The sequence below is a fragment of the Rhodococcus sp. YH3-3 genome (genome assembly GCF_001653035.1).
Classification (GTDB): Bacteria; Actinomycetota; Actinomycetes; order Mycobacteriales; family Mycobacteriaceae; genus Rhodococcus_F; species Rhodococcus_F qingshengii.
The window spans coordinates 1,783,905-1,809,652 of record NZ_BCWH01000001.1 but is presented as its reverse complement, the minus strand read 5'-3'; the positions used below and the strand labels follow the sequence as shown (position 1 = coordinate 1,809,652).

Below are 25,748 nucleotides of genomic sequence, written 5' to 3'. Positions count from 1 at the left end.
TCAGGTTCGACGAACGAGACGGGAATAGTCGGTACCGGTGATGCCGTAAGTCCATCCGGCGGCATCCAACGCGGAGGTAAACCATCCGGGTACGTGAAGGCCGTATCGACGCCGATGCCCGTCGCGTTCGAGAGAACCGTTGACCGCGAGGAGAATCCGTCCACTTCGATCCCAGCCCTCCGGCGACGCGTAGAGCTGCAGGAGGCAACCGGCGTTACCGGGATCGTCGGTTTGGTCGACCAGTGTCAGGTCCGCCAGCTCGATGTAGGAATCCCACCCGATCCGCTCGATTGCACATCGACGGATCTCGACGTTGCGCTCGTGTGCGATGCGTTCGGCGGTGGGATCGAGCACCACCCAGTCGGGAACGATCGCTCCGTGTAGAACGAACGCCTTTGTACCGTCTACGAATTCGATTGCGGGGGAATCAGAATGATGCAAGCGTCGTGCCCCCTGCGCGCTGCCCGGTATCGGTTCGGCATGTAAGGCGGTGGGTCGTTCCGCCATGATGCATGCGTCGTCGAACGCCCACCACCACCCGGTCGAGTCAGCCAGTGCGGTCTGCACGTCGAGGAGTTCACGGTCTTCCGAGCGGAAGGTCGCAAGACCGAATCGATGGCATGTGTCGTAGTACGCGATTCGATGTGCGTCCTGCTGCCCGTACCAGGTCACTTCCCCGGCCACCGGGGTCAACATCGTTCGTATCGCAGCTGCGACGCCGTCGAACAGCGTGGTGTGCAACGATTCCCAAATGGACGCCCTGATCAGGCGCTCCCCCTGCCGGCGTTCCATCTGCCAGCCAGTTCTCCGACATTCGATTCGCGCGTCCATGCGTCGGCGCGAAGCCGCAAACATGCTCGCGATATACCCGGAAGCGCAGTCGAGGCCGGTGCCGTCCAATGACATCTTGGTCGACAGTCCTTCGGTGACGATCAGGTCCGAACCAGCAGACGGCGACGGGACCCAGACGAACTCCGGTTTCGGGAGCCCGGAGCGTCGATACAGTTGCGCGACAGAGGCTTCTGCGGTGTTTCGATCAGCAGGACGAGTACACAATCCGCGTTCGAGCCACACGTCGCGGATCTTTTCCAGGGCCAGACTGTCTTCATCGAAGAGATTGAAGTTCTCGGGCAATGTCGCTCGATGTGATGCCGACGAGCGAATCGGTGCGGCGCTCACGCGACGGTGGCGGAGTCCGCCTTTCCTGTAGTCATAGTTGAACAGCCTGGCACGCGAACGCTCCGGACGCAAGGGTTTCCTAGAGCGCGACACCGGGAACCTGCCACCGTTTCCCCATACCGAACACCCCCTCCAGCGACGCGAAACCGGTTCGAACTGTGGACAAGTGGTGTTCACTCACGGCTATCCACACCCCCGGGGTCACGGCTTCCTTTCCAGCGCCGGGCGCAGCAAGATCGATCGACATGGGGGAACAGACACATATCATCCGCAGGCCGGACCAACTGTCGATCGGTCGCACCGATGCCGAGATCCGACAGGCCTGCGCTAGTGGAACCTGGGCCAGAATCCATCGTGGTGCGTACGTGGACAGCGGCCACCTGTCCCGCCTCGACGCATACGGACGACATCGATTGCGGGCAGAGGCCGTGGCCTGCGCCGCTTCACCCGGTGCCACTGTCAGCCACGTCTCGGCTGCGGTTCTGCACGGTTTCGAACTCTGGAACACTCCGCTCGACGTCGTTCACCTGTCCCGGAACCGGCGAGGTGGTGGCCGAAAGTCCGCTCGACGTCATGTGCACTCGACATGGCTGGCGGACAACGAGATCACCGAAGTCGATGGGCTGCGCGTCACGACTCCGGCACGAACTGTTGCGGATCTCGCGAGGACACTCACTTTCGAACAGGCTCTCGTCGTGGGCAATTCAGCGTTGCACCGTTCAAGGTTGACCAAGGACGCGGTTGCAGCCTCGCTGGCACTCAGCCCGAACCATCCGCGCCATCGACATGCGCTCCACGCGCTCACCGCGATGGACTCCCGTATCGAAAGCGTCGGTGAATCACGGAGCCTCGCATTGTTCCTGCACGAACCCCTGCCGCTCCCCGAACCCCAGGTCGACATCCACGACGCTCGAGGGTTTGCCGGCCGCGTCGACTTCCTGTGGCGTGAGCAGCGCACCATCGGAGAGTTCGACGGCCGCATCAAGTACGGCCGACTGGTGCCCGCCGGTCGCAGCCCCGAGGACGCGCTCTGGAACGAGAAGCTCCGCGAAGACCGACTCCGTGACGCAGGGTGGGAGGTCGCGAGGTGGACGTGGGCCGACCTGTCGACCCCGTCACTGGTGGCAAGCCGGATCCTGGCGGCCTTCGCGCGCAGCCACGGGGCCGTCAGCTACTGATCGCAGGCTTCCACAGCTCGAGCGTCGGAATGCCGGGTGGAGTGAATCCGAGCACCTGCCCGTAGAAGGACAGCTCGGCGTTGCGTGAGCTGATGATGGTCGACTGCTTGCGGAATCCGTGAGATTCACCCTCGTAGGCCAGGTACGCGTGCGGAATGCCCTTGGCCACCAGAGCATCCCGGAATCGCTCCGCCTGCGAGGGTGGCACGATCGGATCGTCGAGACCCTGGAGAAGCAACACCGGGCAGTTCAACCCGTCGACGTTGTTGAGTGGAGCACGTTCCGCGTACAGGTCGGCAGATTCCGGCAGCGGGCCGATCAAACCGTCGACGTAACGCGATTCGAAATCGTGAGTTTCCTGCACGAACAGGTCCAGTTCAGCCACGCCGAAATAGGAAGCACCACAAGCGAACACGTCGGACGTCGTCAGTGCGGCCAGAACGGTCCAACCACCGGCGGATCCGCCTTCGATGGCAAGGCGGGCCGGATCGGCAAGCCCCTGCTCGGCCAACCCGTTGACGGCGGTGACGACGTCCTGCACGTCGACGACACCCCACTGACCACGCAATCGATTACGGTACTCACGTCCGTAACCGGTCGACCCGCCGTAGTTCACGTCGACGACGCCGATTCCGCGGCTGGTGAAGAAGGCGTAGACGAGGTTGAGGGCCGGTGCGACGTGCGCCGTCGGCCCACCGTGAACAAACGCGACATACGGCGGCAGTTCATCGTCGGGCCCTTTGTATCGCGGACTGCGCGGCGGATAAGCAACGGCGTGAACTTCTCGCCCGTGTCCGTGAGCCACGACGGCTCGCGCTTCCGGAAGATAGGCAGACTCGGGCAATTCTTCGACCGACGAACGGATTTCGGTGAGTTCGCCGGTACCGAGGTCCAGTTCACGTAGCGCGCCCGCCAGTTTCGCGCCTCCCGAGATGAGCAGTAACCGATCTCCGCGAACCTGCATGAGGCCGATGCTGGTGACACCCGGGGTCGCGATGTCGCGCAGTTCCCCCGACGCCGGGTCGAGTACCGCCAGCGTGTCGGTTCCGACGGTGCGTGCGGTGAGAAGGTGCCCGTTGCCGAGTTCGACGAACCAGCGCCCACCGAAGCGCCACTGCGGGCCACCGAAATCCGCGTTCACCGGGCAAATCGGGCTGATCTTGCCGCCGACGCGATAGATGTTCCACCAGCCGCTGCGATCGCTGATTGCGTAGAGTTCGTCGTCGGTGATCCACTCCGGCTGCAGGACGGACTCTTCAAGTCCGCCGATCAGCACGGAATACGCCTGAGCGACGCCGTCGACGAGTGGAGCTACCCTCAGTTCGGTACCGTCCCAGGGCATTTGCGGATGGTTCCATGCGATCCAGGCGATCTTGGTTCCACTCGGCGAAAGCCTCGGTGACGAGAGGAAGTCCGAGCCGCCGACGATCGAGCGGATGTTGCCGGAACCGTCCAGCGGAATCGCGCAGATATCGCGAGTGATCGCCCCGTCCTCCGCGTGCGCTTCCCGAACCGCCCACACCTCGCCGTTCACGATCTGCAGGTCTGCGTATCGCAATGCGGCCGGCGACGCCGGTTCGGGCGTCAGAGCCCGTGGAGTGACTCCTTCGAGGATGTACACCCGCTGATCGGAGAATTCACTGAAGACCAGTTTTCCGGACTCGGTGACCGTCCAGGCGCCACCGCCGTACTCGTGAACCCTGGTACGCGCGTTCCACGGCGCGGGGAGGATGTCGACGGGTTGGTTGTCGAGACCAGATCGACGGATCGAGGTCCGACCACCCTCGGTCGGACGAAGTTCAGCCCACCAGATCTCGTCACCGACGTATCGTCCACCCTCGACAGGGTGCCCACCTGCAGCCAGATCAGCTGCTCCGATCGGAGAAGTCCACGATCCGTACGGGGCTGCAATCTGCTCGCTGGGGGTCATCGCTCGACAATAGCCAACGGGGCGTGCGACACGGTCCCCGACAATGCACTTGCACAGTGGTGGAATCATGTAACTCGTGAGCACACCAGAACCCGTCCGCCACCGTCAGCCGCAGCGCGAGCTGGAGCAGTCGTCGAAGCTCCAGAACGTCCTGTACGAAATCCGTGGACCGGTGCACGCGCATGCCGCCCGGTTGGAGGCGGAAGGACACCGGATCCTCAAGCTCAACATCGGCAACCCGGCACCGTTCGGATTCGACGCCCCCGATGTGATCATGCGGGACATGATCGCCGCCCTGCCCTATGCACAGGGCTATTCGGAGTCGAAGGGCATTCTGTCGGCGCGGCGCGCAATCGTGACGCGTTACGAGCTGGTTCCCGGCTTCCCCGAGCTCGACGTCGACGACATCTACCTCGGCAACGGTGTTTCCGAGCTGATCACGATGACCATGCAGGCCCTCCTCAACAACGGCGACGAGGTTCTGATCCCAGCACCGGACTACCCCCTGTGGACTGCGATGACGAGCTTGTCCGGAGGGACGCCCGTCCACTATCTCTGCGACGAGGCCAACGACTGGAATCCCGATATCGCCGATATCGAATCCAAGATCACCGACAAGACCAAGGCTCTCCTCGTCATCAACCCGAACAACCCCACGGGTGCGGTGTACTCGATGGAGGTTCTGCAGCAGTTGGTCGATCTGGCACGCAAGCATCAGCTTCTGCTGCTCGCCGACGAGATCTACGACAAGATCCTCTACGACGACGCCAAGCACATCTCGCTGGCAACACTTGCCCCTGATCTGCTGTGCCTGACGTTCAACGGCCTCTCGAAGGCCTACCGCGTCGCCGGCTACCGCTCCGGCTGGGTGGCGATCACGGGCCCGAAGGATCACGCGGCCGGCTTCCTCGAGGGACTCGATCTCTTGGCGTCGACCCGTCTGTGCCCCAACGTCCCCGGACAGCACGCCATTCAGGTCGCCCTCGGCGGTCACCAGAGCATCGAAGACCTGATCCTGCCCGGCGGCCGCCTGCTCGAGCAGCGCGACGTCGCTTGGGAGCGATTGAACATGATTCCGGGCGTTTCGTGTGTGAAGCCTCGCGGCGCGCTCTACGCGTTCCCTCGTCTGGATCCGAACGTCTACGAGATCCACGACGACGAGAAATTGGTTCAGGACCTGCTTCTCCAGGAGAAGATCCTGATGGTTCAAGGCACCGGGTTCAATTGGCCGAATCACGATCACCTTCGGATCGTCACCCTTCCGTGGGCCCGAGATCTCGCCGTGGCCATCGAGCGATTCGGCAACTTCCTCACCAGTTACAAACAGTAGATTCTCACGCTGAATCCGGCTGAAATCGAGTAAACAATTCGTTGTACAAATGCCCCGTAAACGTAAAACTGCGGGGCATTTGTGCGACCTTGGTCACATTTTTCGCAAACCAGGCGGTTTGATTGACTCTTTAACTATTTAGTGACCTGCCCCGATGTGAAAACGGTCCAACCGGTACGTGATTCGTTGTGAAATTGGTAGTTGGACAACGCGCCAAATCGGTTTGAAATTGGGTACATTAGTTAGCAGCACTTCGGTGCCGCGAGCACCTGGTATCCCTCCCCCCCCTGTGGATACCAGGTTGGTGGCGGGGACAACCCCCCCTGTTCCCCGCCACCCAGCTCGACCAATCCCAGTTTCACAACCCCTCATCGGTAGCACCGGTTTTCGCCGACTCTGCCTTGCAGCGACACTGCCTTTCACCGACACTGCCGTCAGAAGCTGACCATTCGCTTCGGAGCCGATAACATTGCACCGGTGCAAATCCCCAGTCCGACACTCAGTTTCCGATGAGTCACGGCCATGGCCACGGTGGCCCCATTCAGATCGGCCCCACCGCATCACGCGTCGTCATCGGGTTGCTCGTCGTCATCGGCATGGTCGTCGTCGCGGCAGCTGTCGCACTGTGGCCGGACAAGAACACCATTCCCGTCCCACTCCCCTTCCAGAATGCCGACGGCAGCTCGGTGGAAACCGAGGCGGGCACCGTCACGATGCAGGATCTCGGTGACTGCGGAAGTTCCTCTGCCGGAAGGGTATTCGTCGGTGCCCCGCAACCGCCGCCTACCTCCGCCTACCAGTGCCAGCGAAGTATCGTCGATATCGAATCCGGGCCGAATGCCGGAACGAAGACATTGCTCGAGGTCATTCCGGGCGCCGGTCAGCCGGACCTTCGCGTGGGTGACCACATTCGCCTGGTGCGTCAGACCGACCCGAACGGAAACACGCAGTACTCCTTCGAAGACTATTCGCGTGGGCTCCCGCTGGCGTTGATCGTCATCGCGTTCGCCGTCGTCATCATCGCAGTCGCACGGTGGAGAGGGCTGCGCGCACTCGTCGGCCTGGTGATCGCCTTCGGCGTAGTCGTCGGGTTTCTCCTACCCGCTCTGCTCGACGGCAAGCCTGCGATACCGGTTGCGCTGGTCGCCGGGGCGGTGATCTTGTACGCGGTTCTCTATCTGGCGCACGGGGTCTCACTCAAGACCAGTTCTGCTTTGCTCGGCACCCTTGCCGCCATGGTGCTCGCCGCGGTTCTCTCCTACCTCTGCATTGAACTGACACACCTCACCGGTTTGTCTGAAGAGCAGAACACCAATGTTCAGACCTATATCGAGCACATAGACATCACCGGCCTGCTGCTGGCGGGCTTCATCATCGGCTCGCTCGGCGTTCTCAACGACGTCACCATCACCCAGGCATCCTCGGCATTCGAGTTGGCCGAACTCGACAAGCATGCGTCCCGTCGAAAAGTCTTCGGCGGTGCGATGCGGGTCGGACGTGATCACATCGCCAGCACGGTCTACACCTTGGTTCTCGCGTACGCGGGTGGGGCGCTGCCACTGCTACTGCTCTTCAGCGTCAGCGGGCGCCCTCTTCAGGACGTCCTGGTCGGTGACGCCGTCGCAATCGAGATCGTAAGGTCCGCTGTCGGCGGAATAGCCCTGGCGCTTTCGGTTCCACTCACCACTGCCATCGCCGTGATTCTCGCCCGTCCGCCCGGTAGCGCGGTCAAGGCCGGCCCCACGTCAGGTGGCCGACACTCCAAACGCTGAAAGCGAGCCTCAGAGTCCGGGAATCGGTGGGAGGACCGGCAGCAGAATCGGCGGAAGCCCCGGGATGTAGATCGCCGGCGGTGGCGGCGCGGGCGCGGGCGCGGGAGGCACGTAAGTGTCCTGCACGACTGGCGGAGCCTCGACGACCGGAGGGGCTTCCTCCGTCGTCGTCGGGGGCGGGGTCGTTGTGGTCGTAGGCGGCGGAGTAGTCGTGGTCGTCGGTGCCGTCGTGGTCACCTCGGTTGCCACGGGTCCGGCGTCCTCGGAATCGAAGACCTTTCCTCCGTAGCCCAATCCCAGCCCCACGATCACGATCGCCGCGATCACACCGGCGCCGAGGCCCGCGAACCGTAGCGGGTTTCTCGGCTCTTTGGATGTCGATTCAACGGGTTGTGTCCCGGCGAGCCAGGACGGGTGTGCGGTTCCTGCCCCGGGTCCCTCGCCTTCGTACATCGCCGAGTACGCCTGGGCGTCAACCATCACGGCCTCGGTGTCGGCGTCACGTTCTGTGCCGAATCCGTCCGTGGCCGGGTCGCTGTCGGCGACCACGAGATCTGCGGCCGGATCGAATCGTTGCTCGTGTCGGTTCGGTCGCGGCTGAGGCAGTTCCGCCGCGTAAGGGCTCGGCACCTGTTCCTGCGGAACGGACTTCGTACCGGAAGCGGCTTCGGACAAGGCATTCGGCCGCTCCGATTCCGCGAGCGTTGCCACCCCTCCGTGGCTGAACGCCTGAACCGGAACGGGTACCTCCGCCGGGGTGTGGATCGGATACGGCGCAAAGATCGGCGCTACAGCCGGAACCTGAACCGGGGCAGATACCGCGCGCGCCGATGGCGTCATCGACGACTCCGCGATCAGCGCAGCGCCTTGCGCAGTCACGAGTTCCGGCTGCTCGGGCGCGATGAGGGGGCACTCCAGCCACGCGGCGAGGGTCGCCCGCACGATCGGAATGCGTGCACCGCCACCGATCAGGAGAATCGCGTCGGGGTTACGGCCGGACGTTGCGATGACCTCTCGTATCTCGCGTGCGAAGGCCTCCACCGACGTGACGACCAACGAATCGAAAACTTCCCGCGACAGCAGGAGAAGCCCGCCGGGGCCGGGCAGGCACACCGCACTTCGTGAGGACAGCTGTTCCTTCGCGAGTCGGCATCGCGCCTGCAGTTCGGCATCGCCGCCCGGGTCGGCCGGCGTAGCTATACGGCGACGCACGGTCTGATCCGAGTAGACGAGCTCGTCGAAGTGATCTCCACTGACCCGCGTCGACCGGGCGGTGACGACGGTAGACCGCATCTGCCTGTCCACGATGCTGATCGTCGATCCAGAACTACCGATGTCGACGACGACGAGTGTGCTCTGGTCGGTCAACGCACCGGACTCCTCGAGCATTCGAAGCGTCGCGACTACTTCGGGAACCAGCTCGAAGTTGTCGATGCCTTTCTGTTCGAACGCTGCTTGGAGTGCTCCGGCCTGTGCTTGATCCCGGTAGGCGACGACCGTATTGCTGCCGAGGTCGGCATTCTCGGTCAAGGCCACGCCGGTTGCCTCCGCTGCGACTTCCTCCGGAATCTCGCGGCCTCGATCGACCGCTCTGGATCGGAACACCGGACCACTGTGGTCGGGCGTCCCCGGGCGCGCCAAACGCACAGCGCTGGCTCCCACCGTCACACCCAAAACCAAGTTCATGATCCACCTTCGTCGACCGTCGACGGGTTCCGTCACCAGACCCCGTCATTCCCCGGCCGGAAGTCTACCCACTGGGCATGGTCTGCGAGGTTCGCGCATCTCACCTAAGGCCTTCTCGCAGCTATTTTTTCGCTACCTGGACGTTCGACCTACCGCCCCAATCCGCGATAGTTCCAACCGGCGGCGCGCCACAGGTCCGGATCGAGGCAATTTCTGGCGTCAACGATCACCCGCCGCCGAACGAGCGGTTCCAAATCGCCGGGCACGAGTGAGGCGAACTCGTCCCATTCAGTGGCGATCAAGACCACATCAGCATTCCTGCAAGCTTCTGACGTGGAGGTTGCGTAGTGAAGGGTGGGAAACAGTCGGCGAGAATTATCCATTGCCTTCGGATCGAAAACGGTGACCGCCGCCCCGTGCAACTGCATCATTCCTGCAACGTTGAGCGCAGGCGAATCGCGCACATCGTCGGATTCGGGTTTGAACGCGGCTCCCAGCACCGACACGTTAGCTCCCAGCAAACTGCCATCGCAGGCTGCCGTCACCAGTTCCACAGCTTTTGTCCGTCGTCGCATGTTTATGCTGTCGACCTCGCGGAGGAAGTACAGCGCCTGGTCGACACCCAACTCCCCGGCGCGTGCCATGAACGCCCGAATGTCCTTCGGCAGGCAACCACCGCCGAACCCCAAGCCCGCATTGAGGAACCGTCTACCGATCCGAGCGTCGTACCCGAGAGCGTCGGCCAACATCGTGACGTCGGCCCCGGTCGCCTCGCACACCTCCGCAATCGCATTGATGAAGGACACCTTGGTCGCGAGAAACGCATTCGCAGATCCTTTGACCAACTCGGACGTCGCCAGATCGGTCACGAGGAAGGGCACCCCCGCGTCCAGTATCTCGGCATACACCTCGCGAAGAACGCCTTCGGCGTTTCCCGGCCGGTCACGATCGATCCCCAGAACCAACCGGTCAGGGCTCAAGGTGTCCGCGATCGCGTGTCCTTCACGCAGGAACTCCGGATTCCAGGCCACCTCTACCGAGCCACCCGCCGGCGCAGTCGCTCGGAGTCGCTCGCCGAGAGCCGCTGCCGTGCCTACCGGCACCGTCGACTTCCCGACTATCAGCGAAGGCTTTCGCAACAACGGCGCCAACATGTCGATCACCGAATGAACATGACTCAGATCTGCGGCGTACTCCCCCTTCTTCTGGGGCGTCCCCACACCGACGAAATGGATGTCCGCAAAATCCGCGGCATCGGAGTAGGAAGTCGTGAACTGCAGCCGACCCGACGCCAGATTCTTCTCCAGCATGTCGGTCAGACCCGGCTCGAAGAACGGGACCTCCCCACGAGACAACTTGTCGACCTTGGACTGGTCGATGTCGACTCCCAGCACGTCGTGGCCAAGTTCGGCCATACACACTGCGTGGGTCGCCCCCAGGTATCCCGTTCCGAACACGGTCATCTTCATGTGTTGTTGGTATGCGTCCGAACTTTCCGAAACGCGTACGCCAGGTGGGCGCGAAACCAACATCGGGCGTACGACGAGTGCGTCGCGTGTGCAACCTATGCTTCTGCCATGCACGTTCTCTTCGTTTGTACGGGAAACATCTGCCGATCACCCACGGGCGAACGCCTTGCACGTGCTTATGCCGCCGAAGCCGGGGTCACCGGATTCACCGCGTCGAGTGCCGGAACCCGGGCGATGGTCGGACACCCGATCGAGCCGACTGCTGCGAGGGTTCTCGCGGGGCTCGGCGGCGACCCCACGGAGTTTCAAGCCCGACGCATGACAACAGCGCTGGCCTCGGACGCCGACCTCATTCTCACGATGACCGAAAGTCAGCGAGACAAAGTCCTGGCGATGGCTCCGGCGCGGCTCAAGCGCACGTTCACACTTCGAGAAGCCGCACGGTTGGGCTCGCTCGCAGATGCAGGAACTGTCGAGGACCTCGCCGCCGCCAGACCCCGATTTCGTGCCACCGAACCCGAGGACGTCATGGATCCGATGGGTAAGGAAGAGAACGTGTTTCACGAGATCGGACTCGAGATCGCCGATCTCCTCGGCCCGCTGCTCAGCCGACTTCGCTTCGGTGAGCGTTGAGCGCGGGCACCGCGGTCAACTGCGGTAGCGACTTGTCCGACTCGTAGTAGTAGCTGTACTCGTACGCATTGCCTCCGCGAGACGGCGTCATCGTGATGACAGTGCCCAGGACGTGCGCACCCACACTCTGTAGGTTTCCGACCGCGCGCGCCAGTTGATCGCGTTTCGTGGAGCCGTGTCGGGCGATCACCAGGGCACCGTCCGACATCGCGGCCAGGACCGCGGCATCCGTGACGGGTAGCAACGGCGAGGCGTCGATGATGACGTAGTCGTATCGCGCCCGCAGTTCCTCGAGAACATGTTTGGCCGTGTCCGTGCCGAGTAGTTCGCTCGGGTTCGGCGGGATCGGTCCGGAGGCGAGCACTGTCAGCCCGTCGAACTCGGTCGGCTGAAGCACATCGTCCAGCGTCGCTTGACCGGAGAGCACCGAACTGACGCCGACACTTCCGAGCAATCCCAAATACTTCGATACTCGCGGCTTCCGGAGGTCGCCTTCCATCAGGCACACTGATTTGCCGGCCTCCGCCAAGACGAGAGCGATGTTCACGGCCGTGGTCGTCTTACCTTCGGAGGGAAGCGAACTCGTGACGACGATGACACGCGGTGGATGGTCCACCTCGAGGAACTGAAGGTTGGTGCGCAACTCACGGAAGGCTTCGGCACTCACGGAACTTCCGTCACTGAAAGCGATCGCGTGATTGACTTCGACGTCCTTGTCGAACGGGATCGTGCCCACCATCGCCGAACCCGCGATCTCTTCTACAGTTCGACGATCTTTCACCGTGTTGTCGAGTCGATCACGAATCAACGCAAGCGCGATCCCCACAACCAGTCCCGCCACCGCGCCGAGCGCGAGGTTGCGCGAAGTCTTGGGTGACACCGGAACAGTCGGCTGTTGAGCCTGCTGTTCGACGACCACACGTGCAGGCGGTGTTCCGCCGTTCTCGGGTGTCTCCAGTTCCTTTGCCAATGCCACGAATTCGGATGAGAGAGTGTTCGCGATCTCGCGTGCGAGTTCCGGTGACGCGTCCTTGACTGCGAGGTCGATCAACACAGTGTCGGGCGCCGACGTCGCAGTGACCTTGGAGGCCAACTCGTCAGCCGACATCCCGCCGACCACCCTCCGTCCCAGTTCGTCGATCGTCCGCTGTGCGAGTGTTCGGCCGGTCAGGAGTTTTGTATAGGACAGAACTCGCTGCTGTGAAAGTTGACTGCCCTGTAGTGCCTCGTTGACCGAGGTACCCGCCGACGTCGAAACGAACAGCCTCGTCGAGGCCTGGTAAACGGGCGTCGAAAGAAGAGAAGCGCAAAGGGCTCCCAGGATTCCGAGCACGGTTACAGCAGCGACTATTCGCCATCTGGCTTGCAATATCTTCAGGTAGTCGACAATTTCCATCTTGATGTCTCCTTCGGCTCACGCATGTCCACTGCGGGTCTGAGCGGTCTTTGCCGGTCGGACCGCGAGGGCGAACCGGGCTTTCTCATTTCGATATAGATCAGCTGCGACGGACGAGACGTCCTGTGCTCACGGGCGTCCCAGTCCGCGGTAGTTCCAACCTGCGCCTCGCCACTCGTCGTGGGAAAGGCAATTGCGCCCGTCGACGATCACTTTCTTGCGAACCACCGAATCGAGATCGGACGGCTGCAACTTCAAGAATTCGGGCCACTCGGTCAATACCAGGACGACATCGGCACCTTCGCAGGCCTCCAATGCATTTGCCGAGTAGGTCAGCGTCGGGAACAGCGCGCGCGAATTGTCCATGGCCTTTGGGTCGTACACGTTCACTGCAGCACCTTGGAGCTGAATCTGACCCGCGACGTTGAGCGCCGGCGAATCACGAACGTCGTCCGAGTCCGGTTTGAACGCGGCACCCAGAACTGCGACTCTCGCACCGAGAAGCGATCCGCATGCCTCCCGCGCCAGTTCGACCATGCGTGTACGTCTGCGCATATTGATGTTGTCGACTTCGCGCAGGAACGTCAGTGCTTGATCGGCACCGAGTTCACCGGCGCGAGCCATGAAGGCGCGGATGTCCTTCGGCAAACACCCTCCGCCGAAACCAATTCCCGCGTTGAGGAATCGACGTCCGATCCGAACGTCGTGCCCGATCGCGTCGGCAAGCACTGTGACGTCGGCGCCAGCGGCCTCGCACACTTCGGAGATGGCGTTGATGAACGAGATCTTGGTGGCCAGGAAAGCGTTCGCTGACGCTTTCACCAACTCCGCCGTCGCAAGGTCCGTGACGAGAAACGGAATCTCCGCATCGATGAGCTCTGCATAAACTTCGCGCGCAACAGATTCCGCTCGACCGCGGACATTTCGATCGACTCCGAGCACAAGTCGGTCCGGGTGCAACGTGTCCTGGACGGCAAATCCTTCACGCAGAAACTCGGGATTCCACGCGACTTCGACGCTGTCACCGATCGGTGCCAGTTCCCGCGCGCGCTTACCGAGCCGTTCCGCGGTTCCCACCGGTACCGTGGACTTGCCGAAGATGACCGCGGGCTTGGTGAGCAGCGGCGCCAAAGTCTCGATCACGGCATCCACGTAGACCATGTCCGCGGCGAACTCACCCTTCTTCTGCGGCGTCCCGACCCCGAGGAAGAACACGTCCGCAAATTCTGCGGCTTCCTCGTACGACGACGTGAACTTCAGTCGCCCTCGATCGATGTTGTTTCGTAGGACCTCGCCCAACCCTGGCTCGTAGAACGGAACTTCACCTGCTGCCAGTTTCTCCAGCTTTGCCGCATCGACATCCACTCCGAGGACCTCGTGACCGAGTTCGGCCATACAGGCCGCGTGTGTCGCGCCCAGGTATCCCGTGCCGAATACTGCTATGCGAGTGCTCATGTTGCTCGATCTGCTTTCTCGAGAGTGTGCGAAGTGTGTTGATGGGAAAAGTGATTCAGGTACGTACGGCACCGATGTTGTCGCGGTACCACGAGATCGTCGACGCGATTCCTTCGCGCAATCCGATTGTCGGCCGCCATCCGAGTTTCCGAATCATGCTCACGTCCAGCAGTTTCTGCATCGTTCCGTCCGGCTTCGAGGTGTCCCACCGCGTCTCTCCGGTGTATCCGACCTCCGTGGCGACTATCGAAGCGATCTCACGAATTGTGTGGTCCTCGCCGGTTCCGACGTTGACATGCGATGCACCGTCGTAGTTGTCGAGCAGATGCAGACACGCCGACGCCAAGTCGTCGACATGCAGGAATTCACGTCGCGGATTGCCACTCCCCCAGTTGACAACCGACTGGACTGCCGACGACTGCGCCTCGTCGTAACGCCGAACGAGGGCGGGAAGTACGTGCGATCCGTGCGGCGAAAAATTGTCTCCCGGGCCGTACAGGTTGGTGGGCATAGCTGAGATCCAGGGGCGACCATGCTGCCGCCTGGCAGCTTGAACATGGAGTATTCCCGCGATCTTTGCTATTGCATAGGCGTCGTTGGTCGGCTCGAGATGCCCGGTGAGCAGGTATTCCTCCTTGATCGGTTGCGGTGCCAATTTCGGGTAGATGCAAGATGATCCGAGGAACAGGAGACGCTCGACGCCGTGTGCGAGGGCAGCGTCGAGCACGTTCACCTGGATGCGCAGATTCTCCGACAGGAAGTCGACGAGGAAAGTGCTGTTCGCCGCAATCCCCCCAACTTTTGCTGCTGCGAGGATCACGTTGGTCGGCTTTTCGCGGGCGAAGAAATCGAAAGCAGCTTCCCGGTCACGTAGATCGAGTTCGGCCGACGTCTTTCCGAGCAACCTGGTGAAGCCCGCAGATTCCAGGTGTCGCCACACCGAAGAGCCGACCAGACCTCGGTGGCCGGCCACGTAGAACGGTGCGCCTCGATCGAGTGGTCGCGCTGCGAATGAATCACTCATCGCGTCGCCGACCAGTCGGGAAGTGCCGGAGTGTCGATCCACGGTCGCCCTTCGTGTTCGAGCGCTTCGATGTCTGCCTCGACCATGATCCGGGCCAGTTCGGGTGTGTGCACGCCGGCCTTCCAACCGAGTTTGCGCTCGGCATGACTCGGATCCCCGATCAGTGCGTCCACCTCGGTCGGCCGAAGATACCGTTCGTCGAATCGAACGTGGTTTTCCCAGTTCAGACCTGCATGTTCGAACGCGACGGTCAGGAAGTCGCGCACCGAGTAGTTGCCACCGGTGGCGAGCACAAAATCCTCAGGCTCGTCGACCTGCAGCATGCGCCACATTCCCTCCACGTACTCCGGCGCATATCCCCAGTCGCGAATCGCATCGAGATTGCCCATGTACAGATGATCCTCGATACCTGCCTGGATGCGTGCGACCGCGCGCGTGATCTTCCGCGTCACGAATGTCTCACCACGCCTCGGGGATTCGTGATTGAACAGAATTCCGTTCACAGCGAAGATCCCGTATGCCTCACGATAGTTCTTGGTGATCCAGTACGAGTACACCTTCGCTGCACCGTAGGGCGAACGTGGGTAGAACGGTGTCTCCTCGTTCTGCGGTGGCGGTGTGGCACCGAACATCTCGGAACTCGACGCCTGGTAGAACCGGCAGTCGAGTCCGGCCATCCGAACCGCTTCGAGTAGTCGGATCGACCCGACGCCAGTGGTGTTCCCGGTGTGTTCGGGTTCGTCGAAGCTGACCCTGACGTGAGACTGCGCAGCGAGGTTGTACACCTCGTCCGGCTTGATCTGCGCGAGTAGTGTCACCAGGCGCGCTCCGTCACTGAGGTCACCGTAGTGAAGAAAAAGTCGAGCATCCGCATCGTGCGGGTCAACGTAGATGTGGTTGATCCTCGAAGTGTTGAACGTCGAGGATCGACGGATCAGTCCGTGAACCTCGTAGCCTTTGGAGAGCAGCAACTCGGCAAGGTAAGAGCCGTCCTGCCCCGTGATTCCGGTAATCAGTGCGCGTTTCATCCTGCGTTCCTTCCGTTGCGGGACAGCCCGCCTGATAGTTGCGAAACCACGGTTGTGGTCCGTAGTCCTCCGAATCGCTCGGCAGTCTTGATCTCGCTCATGCGCGTCCCCCCAAACGGCCGAAGACTTTTCGTATGTCACGTGATGCCAGCCGTATGAATGTCGAGTTACCGAACAGGTAGCGCCGCCACAGACGTTTGGGTTCGGATACAAGTCGATACAACCACTCGAAACCCGAGTTCTGGACGAAAGATGGTGCCTCCGAAACAGTTCCGGCCAAGAAGTCGAAGGCCGCGCCGACACCGACGGCCACGTAGTCGGTTCGATCCGCTATCGCCTTCGTAACAAAGTCCTGCTTCGGCGCACCCAGACCGACCCACACGATGTCCGGTGACGTCGGATCGACCTTCGTGATGATGTCGTCGACGAACTCCTTGCTGAACCCGGCAAACGGCGGGGCATATGTGCCGGCCACCTTGATTCCCGGGTATAACTCCTCGACTCGATCCGTCAAGAGACTCAACGTCTCTTCTGTCGTGCCGACAAAATGGTGACGAAGGCTGTAGCGGCGTCCCTTGTCCAGGGTGGCCTCGAAGAACGACGGACCCCGGACTGGTCGAACACCGACGTGATCGGCGGTGCCGCCGATCAGGCGCATCACCCAGCTGACCGGGGTTCCGTCTGCGAAGTTCACACCGGGACCCTTCAAAACCGCGGAGTAGTCGCGATCACTGTGCGCCGCCGACACGCAGTAGGAATTCGACAACCTCACGGAGACTCCGGTTCCGGCTCCCTCTCGTCTGTCGTTGACCACCCAATCGGTAGCTCTCTCGAGATTGGTCGCGGCAAACGGAATGCCACCCACCTCGATGACCTCGAACGGACTGCTCATCTGTCTCACCACTTTTCCGAGTTCGTTTGTCGACGTTCATTGCACTGGCCGTAGCTGCGCGACAAGACCGATGTCAACCGGGACCGAGTCCAATCACGTTGCGGTTCAAAGAGAGAAAGCTCGGTCTCGACAATCGATCGAGCGATACGAGAGGCGAGAGTCGACGCCGGAGCAACCGGGATCGTCACGGCGTTCCTACCTGCCAGTGTCGGCACACCGCCGAGATCCAAACAGACCACCGGCAGGCCCACCGCAGCCGCTTCGGCCGCCACCCAGCCGCCCGAATCGTGCATGCTCGGGAAGAGCAGAGCGGAGGAGGCCCCCATCTCGCCCACCACTTCCGATCTGTCGCGCCATCCGCGAAGCGTGATCTGACCGCGCCGATACGGAAGCGACTTCTCGATCCGCCCGCGGGCGGGTCCCTCCCCGACAAAGGTCATGGACCACTCGGTACCCAGCTGCTCGAGCGCATCCAGAATCAGGTCGATTCCTTTGTATTGCAACAGTCTTCCTACGAACAAGAGTCTTCGTTTCGGTCTGGGTACCGCTTGCTTCTCGATTCCGTCGTAGCCCAGAACACAATTGGGTTGGACGACGACGTTGCGTGCCCGCGGTGCGCCACGTCCGCTGTCGGAGTTCATCGCGATGAAAGTGTCAACTCGTCCGGACATGAAGATGTGTGTCAGTGACCGAACGGCTTTCGTCGAGCAGGTTCGAACTACCGTGGATGCCAGATACCGCATACCGATGCGCTTGGCGAGCCGCATCGGCGGGTAGGTGTTGCCCCCAGCAGGCCCCCATACCAGTCGTACTCCGCCGGCTCCACCGAACAGCACCGGTGGGGGCAGCCAGTCGGAGGCGAAAGTTGCATGGTGCAGGACGTCGAAGTTTGCCGCTTCACGCCGAACGAACAGTGAAGTGTGCCAGAGCCATCGGAGGTATCGACCGTACGATCCGGCTTCTTCCGCGGGCAAAGTCGCTATTCGCACGACACGAACTTCGCAACCGAGCTGTTCACACTCTGATTCCAATGCGGGAGCCTCACCGGAGCGAGTCACCACCGTGATCGACTCACACAGTTCGGAAGCTGCCGAGAGAAGCGCCCAACCCGCACCGGACTCACTCCCCTGATTCGGATCGCAGGCGTATGCCGTCATCAACAACCGTGTCATCGCGCTACCACCAGCCTCTGTGCGCGCGGCGTCCGAGAATCGCTGCGGCTGAATCGCTCTGAGAACCAACCGATGTTGCGTGCACCGTTGTCGAGAACCACGCGCTTGATCCGTGGACTGATCAAGGCAACGGGGATCAACGTCGCCGACGCGAGGACGAGCAGAGCGCGTTTGGCACTCTGAGCCGCCAACAGTGGCAGCTCGAGCTGTCCCTGACAGACCGCGAGGATTCGTCCGTTGTTGACATACCGGGCGAAGAGCCAGGAATCCCGACGCCGATCCTCGCCTACGGGTTCGTACGCAAGCGCCTCGTCGCACCACAACAACCGGACACCGCCGGCGCTCATCCTGAGCGTGAACTCGGTGTCCTCGCCGCCAGGTAGATCCCAGTCGTCACTGAAGTTCAAGCCGTTCAAAGCCTTCAGGTCCAACAACAGATTTCCAGCGCCTGCAGACGCAACCGGGGTGCCGGTCGAATGGCGAACGCGAGTGTGCAATGGAAGTTCCGAGGCAGGCAGACCCACCGGAATCACAGGACCGGCCACAGCACCTGCGTCGAAATCTGCTGCGCAGGTGAGGAGATTCGACAGCCAGTCGACATCGACGTACTCGTCGTCGTCGACGAAGACGATGTAACGACGATCTCGTGCACGGGCGAGATCGACGAACGCACGTCGCGCCGGAGATACCCCGCCGAATCCGAGATGCAGTCGTTCGATCCCGTCGGCAACACACGTCGGCGTGGTGGATTCCGGATCGTTGTCGCCTACTACGACCTGGGCGGAGGCACCGGAAGCCTGGATCGATGCCCGGACGCTGTCGATGCAGACAGCCAGTTCCGATTCACGACGGAAGGTCAGAATCGCCACTACGACGCCGCTGGGATTCTTCATGAGAGGTCAACTTTCGGTCGGGCGTCACGGTTCATCGAAACCAGAAGTGCGACGCTCGCGCTGACGCACGCCGACGCGGCCAATGCTCCTGCGACGGGTACGGCGCTGTCGGTCAGTCCCGCCCCGAGAACGATCAGAAACTGCAGAGGTAACAGCAAGGCGCGAAATCTGTTGAGGTTTCCCGTCTTGTCCACGACGCGGATCGACGTGCCGACTCCCAGCAGAATCCCGTTGAACGCCACCGCCAACCCGCACAGCAGAATGACCGGTATCAAGTTCGGAAAGTGCGACCCGACCAGATGATCCATCAATCGCACTCCCGAGAATCGAATCTCGAGCGTAAGACAGATCAGCGAAACGCAGATGATCGAAACCCAGAAGATCTGCAAGCCCACTCGGCGGCCGAGTGCCATGCACTCGCTCGGGCTCATCGCTTCGACACCACTGCCGAACTTACGCATCAGAATTGGCGAGATGCCCGCGAACATCAAGGACAGCGGACCGAGCAGTGTCTGGGCAGTTCTGATCTCACCGATCATCGAGATCGACGCCACCACAGTGAGTATCAAGAACATCGCCTGCTGCGCAGCTGATCCCATCAATATCTCGATCGCAAACGGCACGGATCTATATCGGTGAGTGCGCGAGTACCTGATCGACGGTACCGGCGGTACCAGACGCATGGATGCGTGACCGAGAGCGAGCGCGACGAAGACACCGACCGTATAGGTCACGAGTGCAAGTGTCAGATTCTCGACCAGGAAAGCTGCAATAAGGACGAACGAGAGTGTCACGATCTGTATCGACACAGAGATCCAACTCGCACCGTCGTGCATCAGCATCGTGCGTATCACGTCCAACACCACGAAACCAGCTGCAGCCAAGGCGTATACCGTGAGATTCATCGAGTCCGAGCCGGCGATCACGAACAGTGCCCACACCGATGTCACCGATACCGCCGCCAGCACGATCGTGGGCGCCAACGCCGGTCCACGCTCGTCAGACCCCGCCCCTCGCGACAGCCAGACGTCGACGCCGATCGCTCTCCCCAGTGCCAGTGCCAACAGACCCGCCGATTGAATCACGGCAACCTGGCCGACTTCGATCGGACCACCGAGTCGTGCCACCGAGGTGAGAACGACAAAAGTGAGGACGCTCGAAAGCCCTTGATCGGCCATGAATGTCACATGCCGAGTGCGATCTTTCACGATCTCACCTCGTCGATGAGCTCACGCATCGACGTCGCCGCTTTGCGCGATGTGAAGCGATTCGAGTAGTGACGATAAGCGGATCTGCGTATCGCCGATCGATCGTCCGCTCCGAAGATTCGATCGAGGGCCTCGCGTATCGACGACTCTTCCAAGGTATTGAGAGGCGTTCCGCCCGGTCCGACGATGTCCGCGAGTGCACCGTTGGTTGCGTAGATGACCGGGGTGCCAACCGACATCGATTCGATCGCAACGCGTCCGAACGGTTCTGCCCATTGAGACGGCACCACGGACGCCGCACTGTCGCGAAGTATCTCGATCACATCTTCGTGCGAAGTGAATCCGGCCAGCGTGACGTTGTCGAGAGCTGCGCTTATGCTGGAGATCTCGCCGTACTGCGGTCCGTCACCGAGAACTGTGAGCGAGGGACTTCCAGCGCCCTGCGGCCAGTTGCGCACCAAATCCAGGACGCCCTTCTCCGGTGTCAGTCGGCTGACGCACACAACCGAATCAGTGCTCCGAAACTCGGGTTCATTTTCTTCGAATCCGAAGTTCGGACGAACCACGACGCGGCCAGAACTGATCAGTCGTCCTTCGACCAGACGTGCTGTCATCGCGCTCGTTGCGACGAACCTGTGCTGCTTCCACCCCAAGACGCTCAGCTTGACCGCCGTAGCGCTCAGGTAGCAGACAAGGCTCTGCAGTCGGCTGTTTCCGTAGCATCCGTTGCGGACACAACTCGTGAAGTATTTGGTGGAACCGCATTCGGTGCACGTGCCATCTGCGCGCAACTTGGCTGACGGTGTGGCGAGGCGATAGTTTCGAACCGCCTGCAACGTAGGAATTGCGGCGGCTCTTGCGGCCACGAGCAACGAAGCCGAGAACGCCGGCCAGAGATTGTTCACGTAGATGACGTCGGGGCGCTCCGAACGGATGATGCGCAACGCATCGACGAGTACGCGAGGACTGAACACTGCGGTGACTGCCGCCCACGGTCCCCGGGAGATCTTGGAATTCTCGGTGGTGCACTGAACCGTCTCGTATCCGATCGATTTCAGGAGCTTGGATTCGTTGGCGAAGCTCTGCTCCTCACCACCCGGATTCCGATAGATCGCATGGAACATCAAGGCTTTCGGCGGCGTGAATCCACCGGCGGACGTCGGGTTCACTTCGGGCTTCGAACGCGCTACATCGAACGACTTGTACATCTCAGTGACCTCCTCTTCGCTCCGGAGCGAACCTGTACGCGTCGTTCTTGTCGGCACGAACCCCACGGATCGACAACTCGGCGTTGCCCGCATTGTGGGAGCGGCGGGTCGAGGGTCCGTACGGCGCCAGGAAGACCCATGCGATCAGCCACATGGCGCCGAAGAAGAGCGTCGACTCCGTCAAGTCCATCGAGAAGACGAGAACCATGATCGCGACGACGGCGATGTACTCCGTTCTGCTGCGGGCTCGCCCGAGCGCCGTGCTCAGAAGCAGGTAATAGCCGGCCAACAGCAGCAGGAATCCGATCCAACCGATCTGCAGCCGAATGTCGAGCATTCCGTTGTGTGCGCTGGTCGCCGGAAAGGACAGCTTTGACCGAATCATCTGCCCCACTGCACTGTCCGGCGCCCACACCGAGCCGAAGCCCCATCCGAGCAGAGGCCGCTGTTCGGCGTAGTAGTCGGATACCGTCCAGAGATGTAACCGGCCGGTCAGCGTGACATCTCGCGAGAGTAGCGCCGCGACATCGGGTCCGAGCACCTTCATCGCGCCGGACACCCCGAGGTACAGGCCGATGATCACAGTCGAGGCGAGGTGAGCGTTCGGTGTCCGTCGAAAGCACCTCAGAGCAACCATTGTCGCCAGCGCAATCCCCGCAGCAACGAGACCGGTCTGGCTCCGGGCCTCGAACAACACGATGCCGGCGACAGCCAGCGCCGCCACCCACGGAATACGCTTGACGTCGGGAAGCATGAGCATGACACCGACAAGTACAACTTCGATGGCAGCCATTCGTCCCAAAGTGTTCTTGTGCGTGAAGATTCCGCGATAAGCAACGGCGCGGGTGTCCACGTCGATGCCAGTCGAAGGATCGAGGAACACGACCATCAACGACAGCACGAGAAGTACCAGCAAGGTGAGGGCAACAGTCCGCACTCGCACCGCGAAGGTCAACTCACGGGCGACGATGATTCCCGTGATCGCCAGGCACACGACGACGATGCCGGCGACGGCGGAGTTCCGGGGCAGTGTCGACCAGTACCAGCTGGTTGCCGGGACGCCGGCCGAGATCATAAGCGTGAAGACAGGCCACGTCGTATTGCGTGAGTATCGCCGGTCGAGGAAGTAGACCAACGCAAGTGTCGCCGAAAGAACGGCCGAACCGTGTACGAGCAACGATCCGAGCGCTGTCCTCTGCGTGTACGCCTGAAAGGCTCCGCTCGCGCCGATGACCGCGATCACCAATGCCGTTCGCAAGATCAGCGGATTGTTCGGCGCCTCATTTTCGCAAGGCGCCGGTACCGCCTTCTTGTCAGTAGGCGCCATCACTTCCCACCACCGCCTTGAGCGTCTTCGCGACGATCATGACGTCACCCATCATCGACCAGTTGTCGACGTAGGAAAGGTCCAGGCGGACAGTGTCTTCCCACGAAAGATCAGAACGTCCACTGACCTGCCACAGGCCGGTGACACCGGGCTTGACCAGTAGCCGACGACTGACCGCGTCGTCGTACATCTCGACCTCGCGCCGAAGCGGTGGCCGCGGTCCTACAACACTCATCTCTCGCCGGAGGACATTGACGAACTGGGGCAACTCGTCGATCGAGTATCGGCGCATGAATCGACCTACCGTCGTCACACGCGGATCGTCTCGCATCTTGAAAAGCACTCCGGCGCCTTCGTTCTCCTTCATCAGTGCCGTGACCTGTGAATCCGCATTCTGGACCATCGAGCGGAACTTGAGCATGGGGAACGGCTGACCGTCCAACCCCATCCGCTCCGACTTGTACAGAACCGGACCCTTGCTCGTGAGCTTGACGGCGATCGCAGCCGCCAGAAGCACCGGACTGATCACGGCCAGCACGAGCGCCGCGAAAGCAACGTCGAAGGTCGTCTTCGAGAACTTCTGTGCGCCGTGATAGCGCGGACGCTCGACATGAATCAGCGGAAATCCTGCGACCGGGCGCATCGAGAGCCTCGGCCCGGACACATCCAGAATCCCCGGTGCGACAACAAGGTCCACATGATCGCGCTCGAGATCCCAGGCCAGCTTGCGCAGCCCTTCCGGTCCGAGTCGCTCCGACGCCGTCACCGCCACCGTGTCGGCACCGACCTGTTCGAGTGCGTCGGTGACACTGTGCTCGTCTCCGAGCACCGGAATGTCCCGACCGTTCACTGTGACAACTTCGCCCACGTCTCCTCCGTAGCCGGGTACGCAGACTCCGACAACTCGGTATCCATGGGCATCGTCGCGCTCGAGGTTGCGTGCAAGATCGACAACCGCCCCTCGCACACCGACCACAAGTACGGCAGTTCGAAATTCACCTCGGGCTCGCTCACGAGCAATCACCCGTCGCCAGATCCAACGACTCGCGATCAAGGCGGTCAATCCCATCGGAAACGCCACGGCAAGGTACAGGCGCGCGATCTCCAGGTGAAGGAGAAGGCTGGCGATCGCAATCAGTCCGAACAGGCGGAGCGTTCCGACAGCGATCAATCGGTACTCTTCAGGGCCGCTTCCGATCACACGAGGAGATCTGGTCCGAAATACCCTCAGTACGGCAAACCAGCCGATAATCAGGGCGAAAGACAGTGCGGTGTAGCTGAAATGGCCGAATGCTTCACCGTCGACGACATCCGCGTCGCTACCGAATCGCCACCATTGAGCCAGAAACACAACTGCCGCAACGATGATCGTGTCGGTGATCGCCAGACGACGAAGATACGCAGATTGCCATTTCCTGCGTGCGGAAACTCCACCGGCCCTCTCCGGCGTTACTCGTCGGTGTTGTTGTGGCCGCTCTTTCGTGGGCGCGGCCATCTCGAGAACCGTCATGTGTTCAGAAACCTTTCCCCATGCACAGAATTCGGCCTGAAGATGTTCACCGGCCGAGGTCCATCGGACCGCCTTGCCGATTCCCGAAACTTCGACAGCGAAGCAACTGCTCCGCATTGCTGCGTTCAGTGCGTATGGTCGCATTACGTGCGCCTTGCAGTTAACCCGGCGACTATTATCAGGCCTCGGCCCAACTGTCGATTATTGCGGCATTGCCGCAGCTCACACCCCATGATTGAAGCAGAGTCCACTAACAACCCAAACACAGGACGATCGGCGATTTCTCCTCGCCCGCTGACGTCGCCGGCCTCGATATTGCCAGGACTCACATCATGGCAACTCTTCGGCTAGCTGGTCAGTACCAGTGAGGAGTTTGCCACATTCCGGACAGCGTGGCAATAGCGCTTTCCGAAGTTCTTCCCGACGCCAGCATTGACGTCAGTTATTCACCCTCCGACAAGAAGGAGTGAACATTGCTCACCATTACCATTGCGTACCTATAGTTTTCATCGCCTAGCCCATTTGGGCTCCGCGTTTGGACGGAAACCAGCACGCGGTTGGTAAACACTCTGCAATCCATACTTTGATGCGCTCAGCGTCGACTCAGCCCTGGACGATTGTTCGACACTTCGCCTCTGGGCGTCTTACCTACTCCTGGCCGGCATTGCGCGAACCTACGATCGGGCGACACCGAGAGTTCAGACATGCAAAAGGAGGAGTGTGGACCGCCAGCGATCGCCGGTGATGTCCTGAAATAGTTGCAGCACAGCCCAATTAGGGACATGCGAGTTGCGCAGCCGCTCGGCTGCAAAGCGGGGCGACTGCTACCGATGGCTATGGCTATGGCTATGGCAAACGTGTGTGGCCGTGTAGGGTCAACGGACGCTCGACACGCTCGTTCGCACCCAGTAGCGGAGCGTGTCTCTCGAACAACCGACATTGCGGGACAACTGATCAGCTGGGCGCACGCTCTCGAGTAAACCCCCGCACGCTTCGATTGCCTTACGCGAAACCGGGTTCCTTTCGTCGCAGGTAACCAGGACGCGACTGAGCCCCACCGGGTCGCCGACATACGCGAGCGCCTCACCCAGAGCAGTCGACGCTATCCCTTTCCGGCCCTCCGACCGACGGACCCGTGGCCGATATGACCACCGACATCGGCCAAGAACTCGTTCATGCTGAGTCGCAGCTGGCCGACAACCCCCGCACCCGCTGTCCAAATCCATCGAGGGATGCCAGATCGACATCTAGGCGTTGCGAAACTCTCGAGGCCGAATCGGGCTGGTCCGCCTGCGGTCCGCCACACTCGCTACGCGATTCCAACCAAGACGCCCAAGGCCCCGTCGGGCGCAACCAGATCGACAGTCATAGAGGCACTGGTCAAGCAGGGACAGCTCAGACCGCAGCGTCACATCCCGCATGCCCGTGCCTACCCAATTACTGCGACGGCCGATGAAC

At 61.4% G+C, this 25,748-nt stretch carries 20 protein-coding genes; 4 read left to right on the top strand and 16 right to left on the bottom strand.

Going from position 1 to position 25,748, the window contains the following annotated elements:
- Positions 1–1,179, bottom strand: a complete 1,179-nt coding sequence (locus YH3_RS08450) for a DUF6745 domain-containing protein (RefSeq protein ID WP_064443248.1) — start codon at positions 1,177–1,179, stop codon at positions 1–3.
- Positions 1,180–1,424: 245 nt separating this feature from the next.
- On the opposite strand from YH3_RS08450, the gene YH3_RS08445 reads away from it, so the two are divergent.
- Positions 1,425–2,357, top strand: coding sequence for a hypothetical protein (locus tag YH3_RS08445; protein WP_064443247.1), 933 nt, complete (start codon positions 1,425–1,427; stop codon positions 2,355–2,357).
- Here YH3_RS08445 and YH3_RS08440 read toward each other — a convergent pair.
- Positions 2,347–4,287: a prolyl oligopeptidase family serine peptidase gene (locus YH3_RS08440; protein ID WP_064443246.1), complete on the bottom strand. Its 1,941-nt coding sequence runs from the start codon at positions 4,285–4,287 to the stop codon at positions 2,347–2,349. The two genes, YH3_RS08445 and YH3_RS08440, sit on opposite strands and share 11 nt — an antisense overlap.
- Before the next feature lie 76 nt (positions 4,288–4,363).
- On the opposite strand from YH3_RS08440, the gene YH3_RS08435 reads away from it, so the two are divergent.
- The gene (locus YH3_RS08435; RefSeq protein WP_003943683.1) at positions 4,364–5,617 is read left to right on the top strand and encodes a pyridoxal phosphate-dependent aminotransferase; all 1,254 of its coding nucleotides are present in this window, start codon (positions 4,364–4,366) and stop codon (positions 5,615–5,617) included.
- A gap of 509 nt (positions 5,618–6,126) precedes the next feature.
- A complete protein-coding gene (locus YH3_RS08430) occupies positions 6,127–7,389 on the top strand; it encodes a YibE/F family protein (RefSeq protein ID WP_003943628.1) in 1,263 nt (420 codons plus the stop codon).
- 9 nt (positions 7,390–7,398) lie between these two features.
- Here the strand turns inward: YH3_RS08430 and YH3_RS08425 are convergent, their stop codons facing one another.
- Together YH3_RS08425 and YH3_RS08420 are read right to left on the bottom strand one after the other, a co-directional pair.
- Positions 7,399–9,075, bottom strand: a complete 1,677-nt coding sequence (locus YH3_RS08425) for an Hsp70 family protein (RefSeq protein ID WP_233405664.1) — start codon at positions 9,073–9,075, stop codon at positions 7,399–7,401.
- A gap of 149 nt (positions 9,076–9,224) precedes the next feature.
- Positions 9,225–10,544, bottom strand: coding sequence for a UDP-glucose/GDP-mannose dehydrogenase family protein (locus YH3_RS08420; protein WP_064443245.1), 1,320 nt, complete (start codon positions 10,542–10,544; stop codon positions 9,225–9,227).
- Between the two features lie 108 nt (positions 10,545–10,652).
- On the opposite strand from YH3_RS08420, the gene YH3_RS08415 reads away from it, so the two are divergent.
- Positions 10,653–11,177: a protein-tyrosine-phosphatase gene (locus tag YH3_RS08415; RefSeq protein ID WP_058038968.1), complete on the top strand. Its 525-nt coding sequence runs from the start codon at positions 10,653–10,655 to the stop codon at positions 11,175–11,177.
- Here YH3_RS08415 and YH3_RS08410 read toward each other — a convergent pair.
- The 12 genes from YH3_RS08410 to YH3_RS37280 form a co-directional block, all read right to left on the bottom strand.
- Entirely contained in the window at positions 11,149–12,573 is a 1,425-nt protein-coding gene (locus tag YH3_RS08410; protein ID WP_064443244.1) for a polysaccharide biosynthesis tyrosine autokinase, read from the bottom strand. The genes YH3_RS08415 and YH3_RS08410 overlap by 29 nt on opposite strands.
- Positions 12,574–12,702: 129 nt before the next feature.
- Positions 12,703–14,028 carry a UDP-glucose/GDP-mannose dehydrogenase family protein gene (locus YH3_RS08405; protein WP_064443243.1) on the bottom strand — a complete coding sequence of 442 codons (1,326 nt, stop codon included), beginning with the start codon at positions 14,026–14,028 and terminating at the stop codon, positions 12,703–12,705.
- Positions 14,029–14,083: 55 nt separating this feature from the next.
- A complete protein-coding gene (locus YH3_RS08400) occupies positions 14,084–15,052 on the bottom strand; it encodes a GDP-L-fucose synthase (protein WP_054187595.1) in 969 nt (322 codons plus the stop codon).
- A complete protein-coding gene (gene gmd, locus YH3_RS08395; protein WP_007726640.1) occupies positions 15,049–16,080 on the bottom strand; it encodes a GDP-mannose 4,6-dehydratase in 1,032 nt (343 codons plus the stop codon). Before gmd ends, YH3_RS08400 begins: the two co-directional genes overlap by 4 nt.
- A gap of 97 nt (positions 16,081–16,177) precedes the next feature.
- Positions 16,178–16,972, bottom strand: coding sequence for a WecB/TagA/CpsF family glycosyltransferase (locus YH3_RS08390; protein WP_064443242.1), 795 nt, complete (start codon positions 16,970–16,972; stop codon positions 16,178–16,180).
- Positions 16,973–16,977: 5 nt separating this feature from the next.
- Positions 16,978–18,144: a glycosyltransferase family 4 protein gene (locus YH3_RS08385; RefSeq protein ID WP_054187550.1), complete on the bottom strand. Its 1,167-nt coding sequence runs from the start codon at positions 18,142–18,144 to the stop codon at positions 16,978–16,980.
- The gene (locus YH3_RS08380) at positions 18,141–19,037 is read right to left on the bottom strand and encodes a glycosyltransferase family 2 protein (protein ID WP_064443241.1); all 897 of its coding nucleotides are present in this window, start codon (positions 19,035–19,037) and stop codon (positions 18,141–18,143) included. Before YH3_RS08380 ends, YH3_RS08385 begins: the two co-directional genes overlap by 4 nt.
- On the bottom strand, positions 19,034–20,245 hold the full coding sequence (locus tag YH3_RS08375) for a hypothetical protein (RefSeq protein ID WP_058038963.1): 1,212 nt from the start codon (positions 20,243–20,245) through the stop codon (positions 19,034–19,036). The genes YH3_RS08380 and YH3_RS08375 overlap by 4 nt, the downstream gene beginning before the upstream one ends.
- Positions 20,242–21,453 carry a glycosyltransferase family 4 protein gene (locus YH3_RS08370; RefSeq protein WP_007726630.1) on the bottom strand — a complete coding sequence of 404 codons (1,212 nt, stop codon included), beginning with the start codon at positions 21,451–21,453 and terminating at the stop codon, positions 20,242–20,244. Before YH3_RS08370 ends, YH3_RS08375 begins: the two co-directional genes overlap by 4 nt.
- Position 21,454: 1 nt before the next feature.
- A complete protein-coding gene (locus YH3_RS08365; protein WP_064443240.1) occupies positions 21,455–22,780 on the bottom strand; it encodes an O-antigen ligase in 1,326 nt (441 codons plus the stop codon).
- A complete protein-coding gene (locus tag YH3_RS08360) occupies positions 22,767–24,290 on the bottom strand; it encodes a sugar transferase (protein ID WP_047269061.1) in 1,524 nt (507 codons plus the stop codon). The genes YH3_RS08365 and YH3_RS08360 overlap by 14 nt, the downstream gene beginning before the upstream one ends.
- 875 nt (positions 24,291–25,165) lie before the next feature.
- The gene (locus YH3_RS37280) at positions 25,166–25,516 is read right to left on the bottom strand and encodes a GNAT family N-acetyltransferase (protein WP_075832471.1); all 351 of its coding nucleotides are present in this window, start codon (positions 25,514–25,516) and stop codon (positions 25,166–25,168) included.
- Positions 25,517–25,748 lie beyond the last annotated feature (232 nt).

Coding starts and splice junctions, on each gene's coding strand:
- YH3_RS08400 (WP_054187595.1), bottom strand. CDS start 15,052: ATGAGTGATTCATTCGCAGCGCGACCACTCGATCGAGGCGCACCGTTC.
- YH3_RS08385 (WP_054187550.1), bottom strand. CDS start 18,144: ATGACACGGTTGTTGATGACGGCATACGCCTGCGATCCGAATCAGGGG.
- YH3_RS08445 (WP_064443247.1), top strand. CDS start 1,425: ATGGGGGAACAGACACATATCATCCGCAGGCCGGACCAACTGTCGATC.
- YH3_RS08425 (WP_233405664.1), bottom strand. CDS start 9,075: ATGAACTTGGTTTTGGGTGTGACGGTGGGAGCCAGCGCTGTGCGTTTG.
- YH3_RS08440 (WP_064443246.1), bottom strand. CDS start 4,287: ATGACCCCCAGCGAGCAGATTGCAGCCCCGTACGGATCGTGGACTTCT.
- YH3_RS08405 (WP_064443243.1), bottom strand. CDS start 14,028: ATGAGCACTCGCATAGCAGTATTCGGCACGGGATACCTGGGCGCGACA.
- YH3_RS08365 (WP_064443240.1), bottom strand. CDS start 22,780: ATGGCGCCTACTGACAAGAAGGCGGTACCGGCGCCTTGCGAAAATGAG.
- YH3_RS08430 (WP_003943628.1), top strand. CDS start 6,127: ATGAGTCACGGCCATGGCCACGGTGGCCCCATTCAGATCGGCCCCACC.
- YH3_RS08390 (WP_064443242.1), bottom strand. CDS start 16,972: ATGAGCAGTCCGTTCGAGGTCATCGAGGTGGGTGGCATTCCGTTTGCC.
- YH3_RS08410 (WP_064443244.1), bottom strand. CDS start 12,573: ATGGAAATTGTCGACTACCTGAAGATATTGCAAGCCAGATGGCGAATA.
- YH3_RS08380 (WP_064443241.1), bottom strand. CDS start 19,037: ATGAAGAATCCCAGCGGCGTCGTAGTGGCGATTCTGACCTTCCGTCGT.
- YH3_RS08370 (WP_007726630.1), bottom strand. CDS start 21,453: ATGTACAAGTCGTTCGATGTAGCGCGTTCGAAGCCCGAAGTGAACCCG.
- gmd (WP_007726640.1), bottom strand. CDS start 16,080: ATGAAACGCGCACTGATTACCGGAATCACGGGGCAGGACGGCTCTTAC.
- YH3_RS08415 (WP_058038968.1), top strand. CDS start 10,653: ATGCACGTTCTCTTCGTTTGTACGGGAAACATCTGCCGATCACCCACG.
- YH3_RS37280 (WP_075832471.1), bottom strand. CDS start 25,516: ATGGATTTGGACAGCGGGTGCGGGGGTTGTCGGCCAGCTGCGACTCAG.
- YH3_RS08360 (WP_047269061.1), bottom strand. CDS start 24,290: ATGACGGTTCTCGAGATGGCCGCGCCCACGAAAGAGCGGCCACAACAA.
- YH3_RS08420 (WP_064443245.1), bottom strand. CDS start 10,544: ATGAAGATGACCGTGTTCGGAACGGGATACCTGGGGGCGACCCACGCA.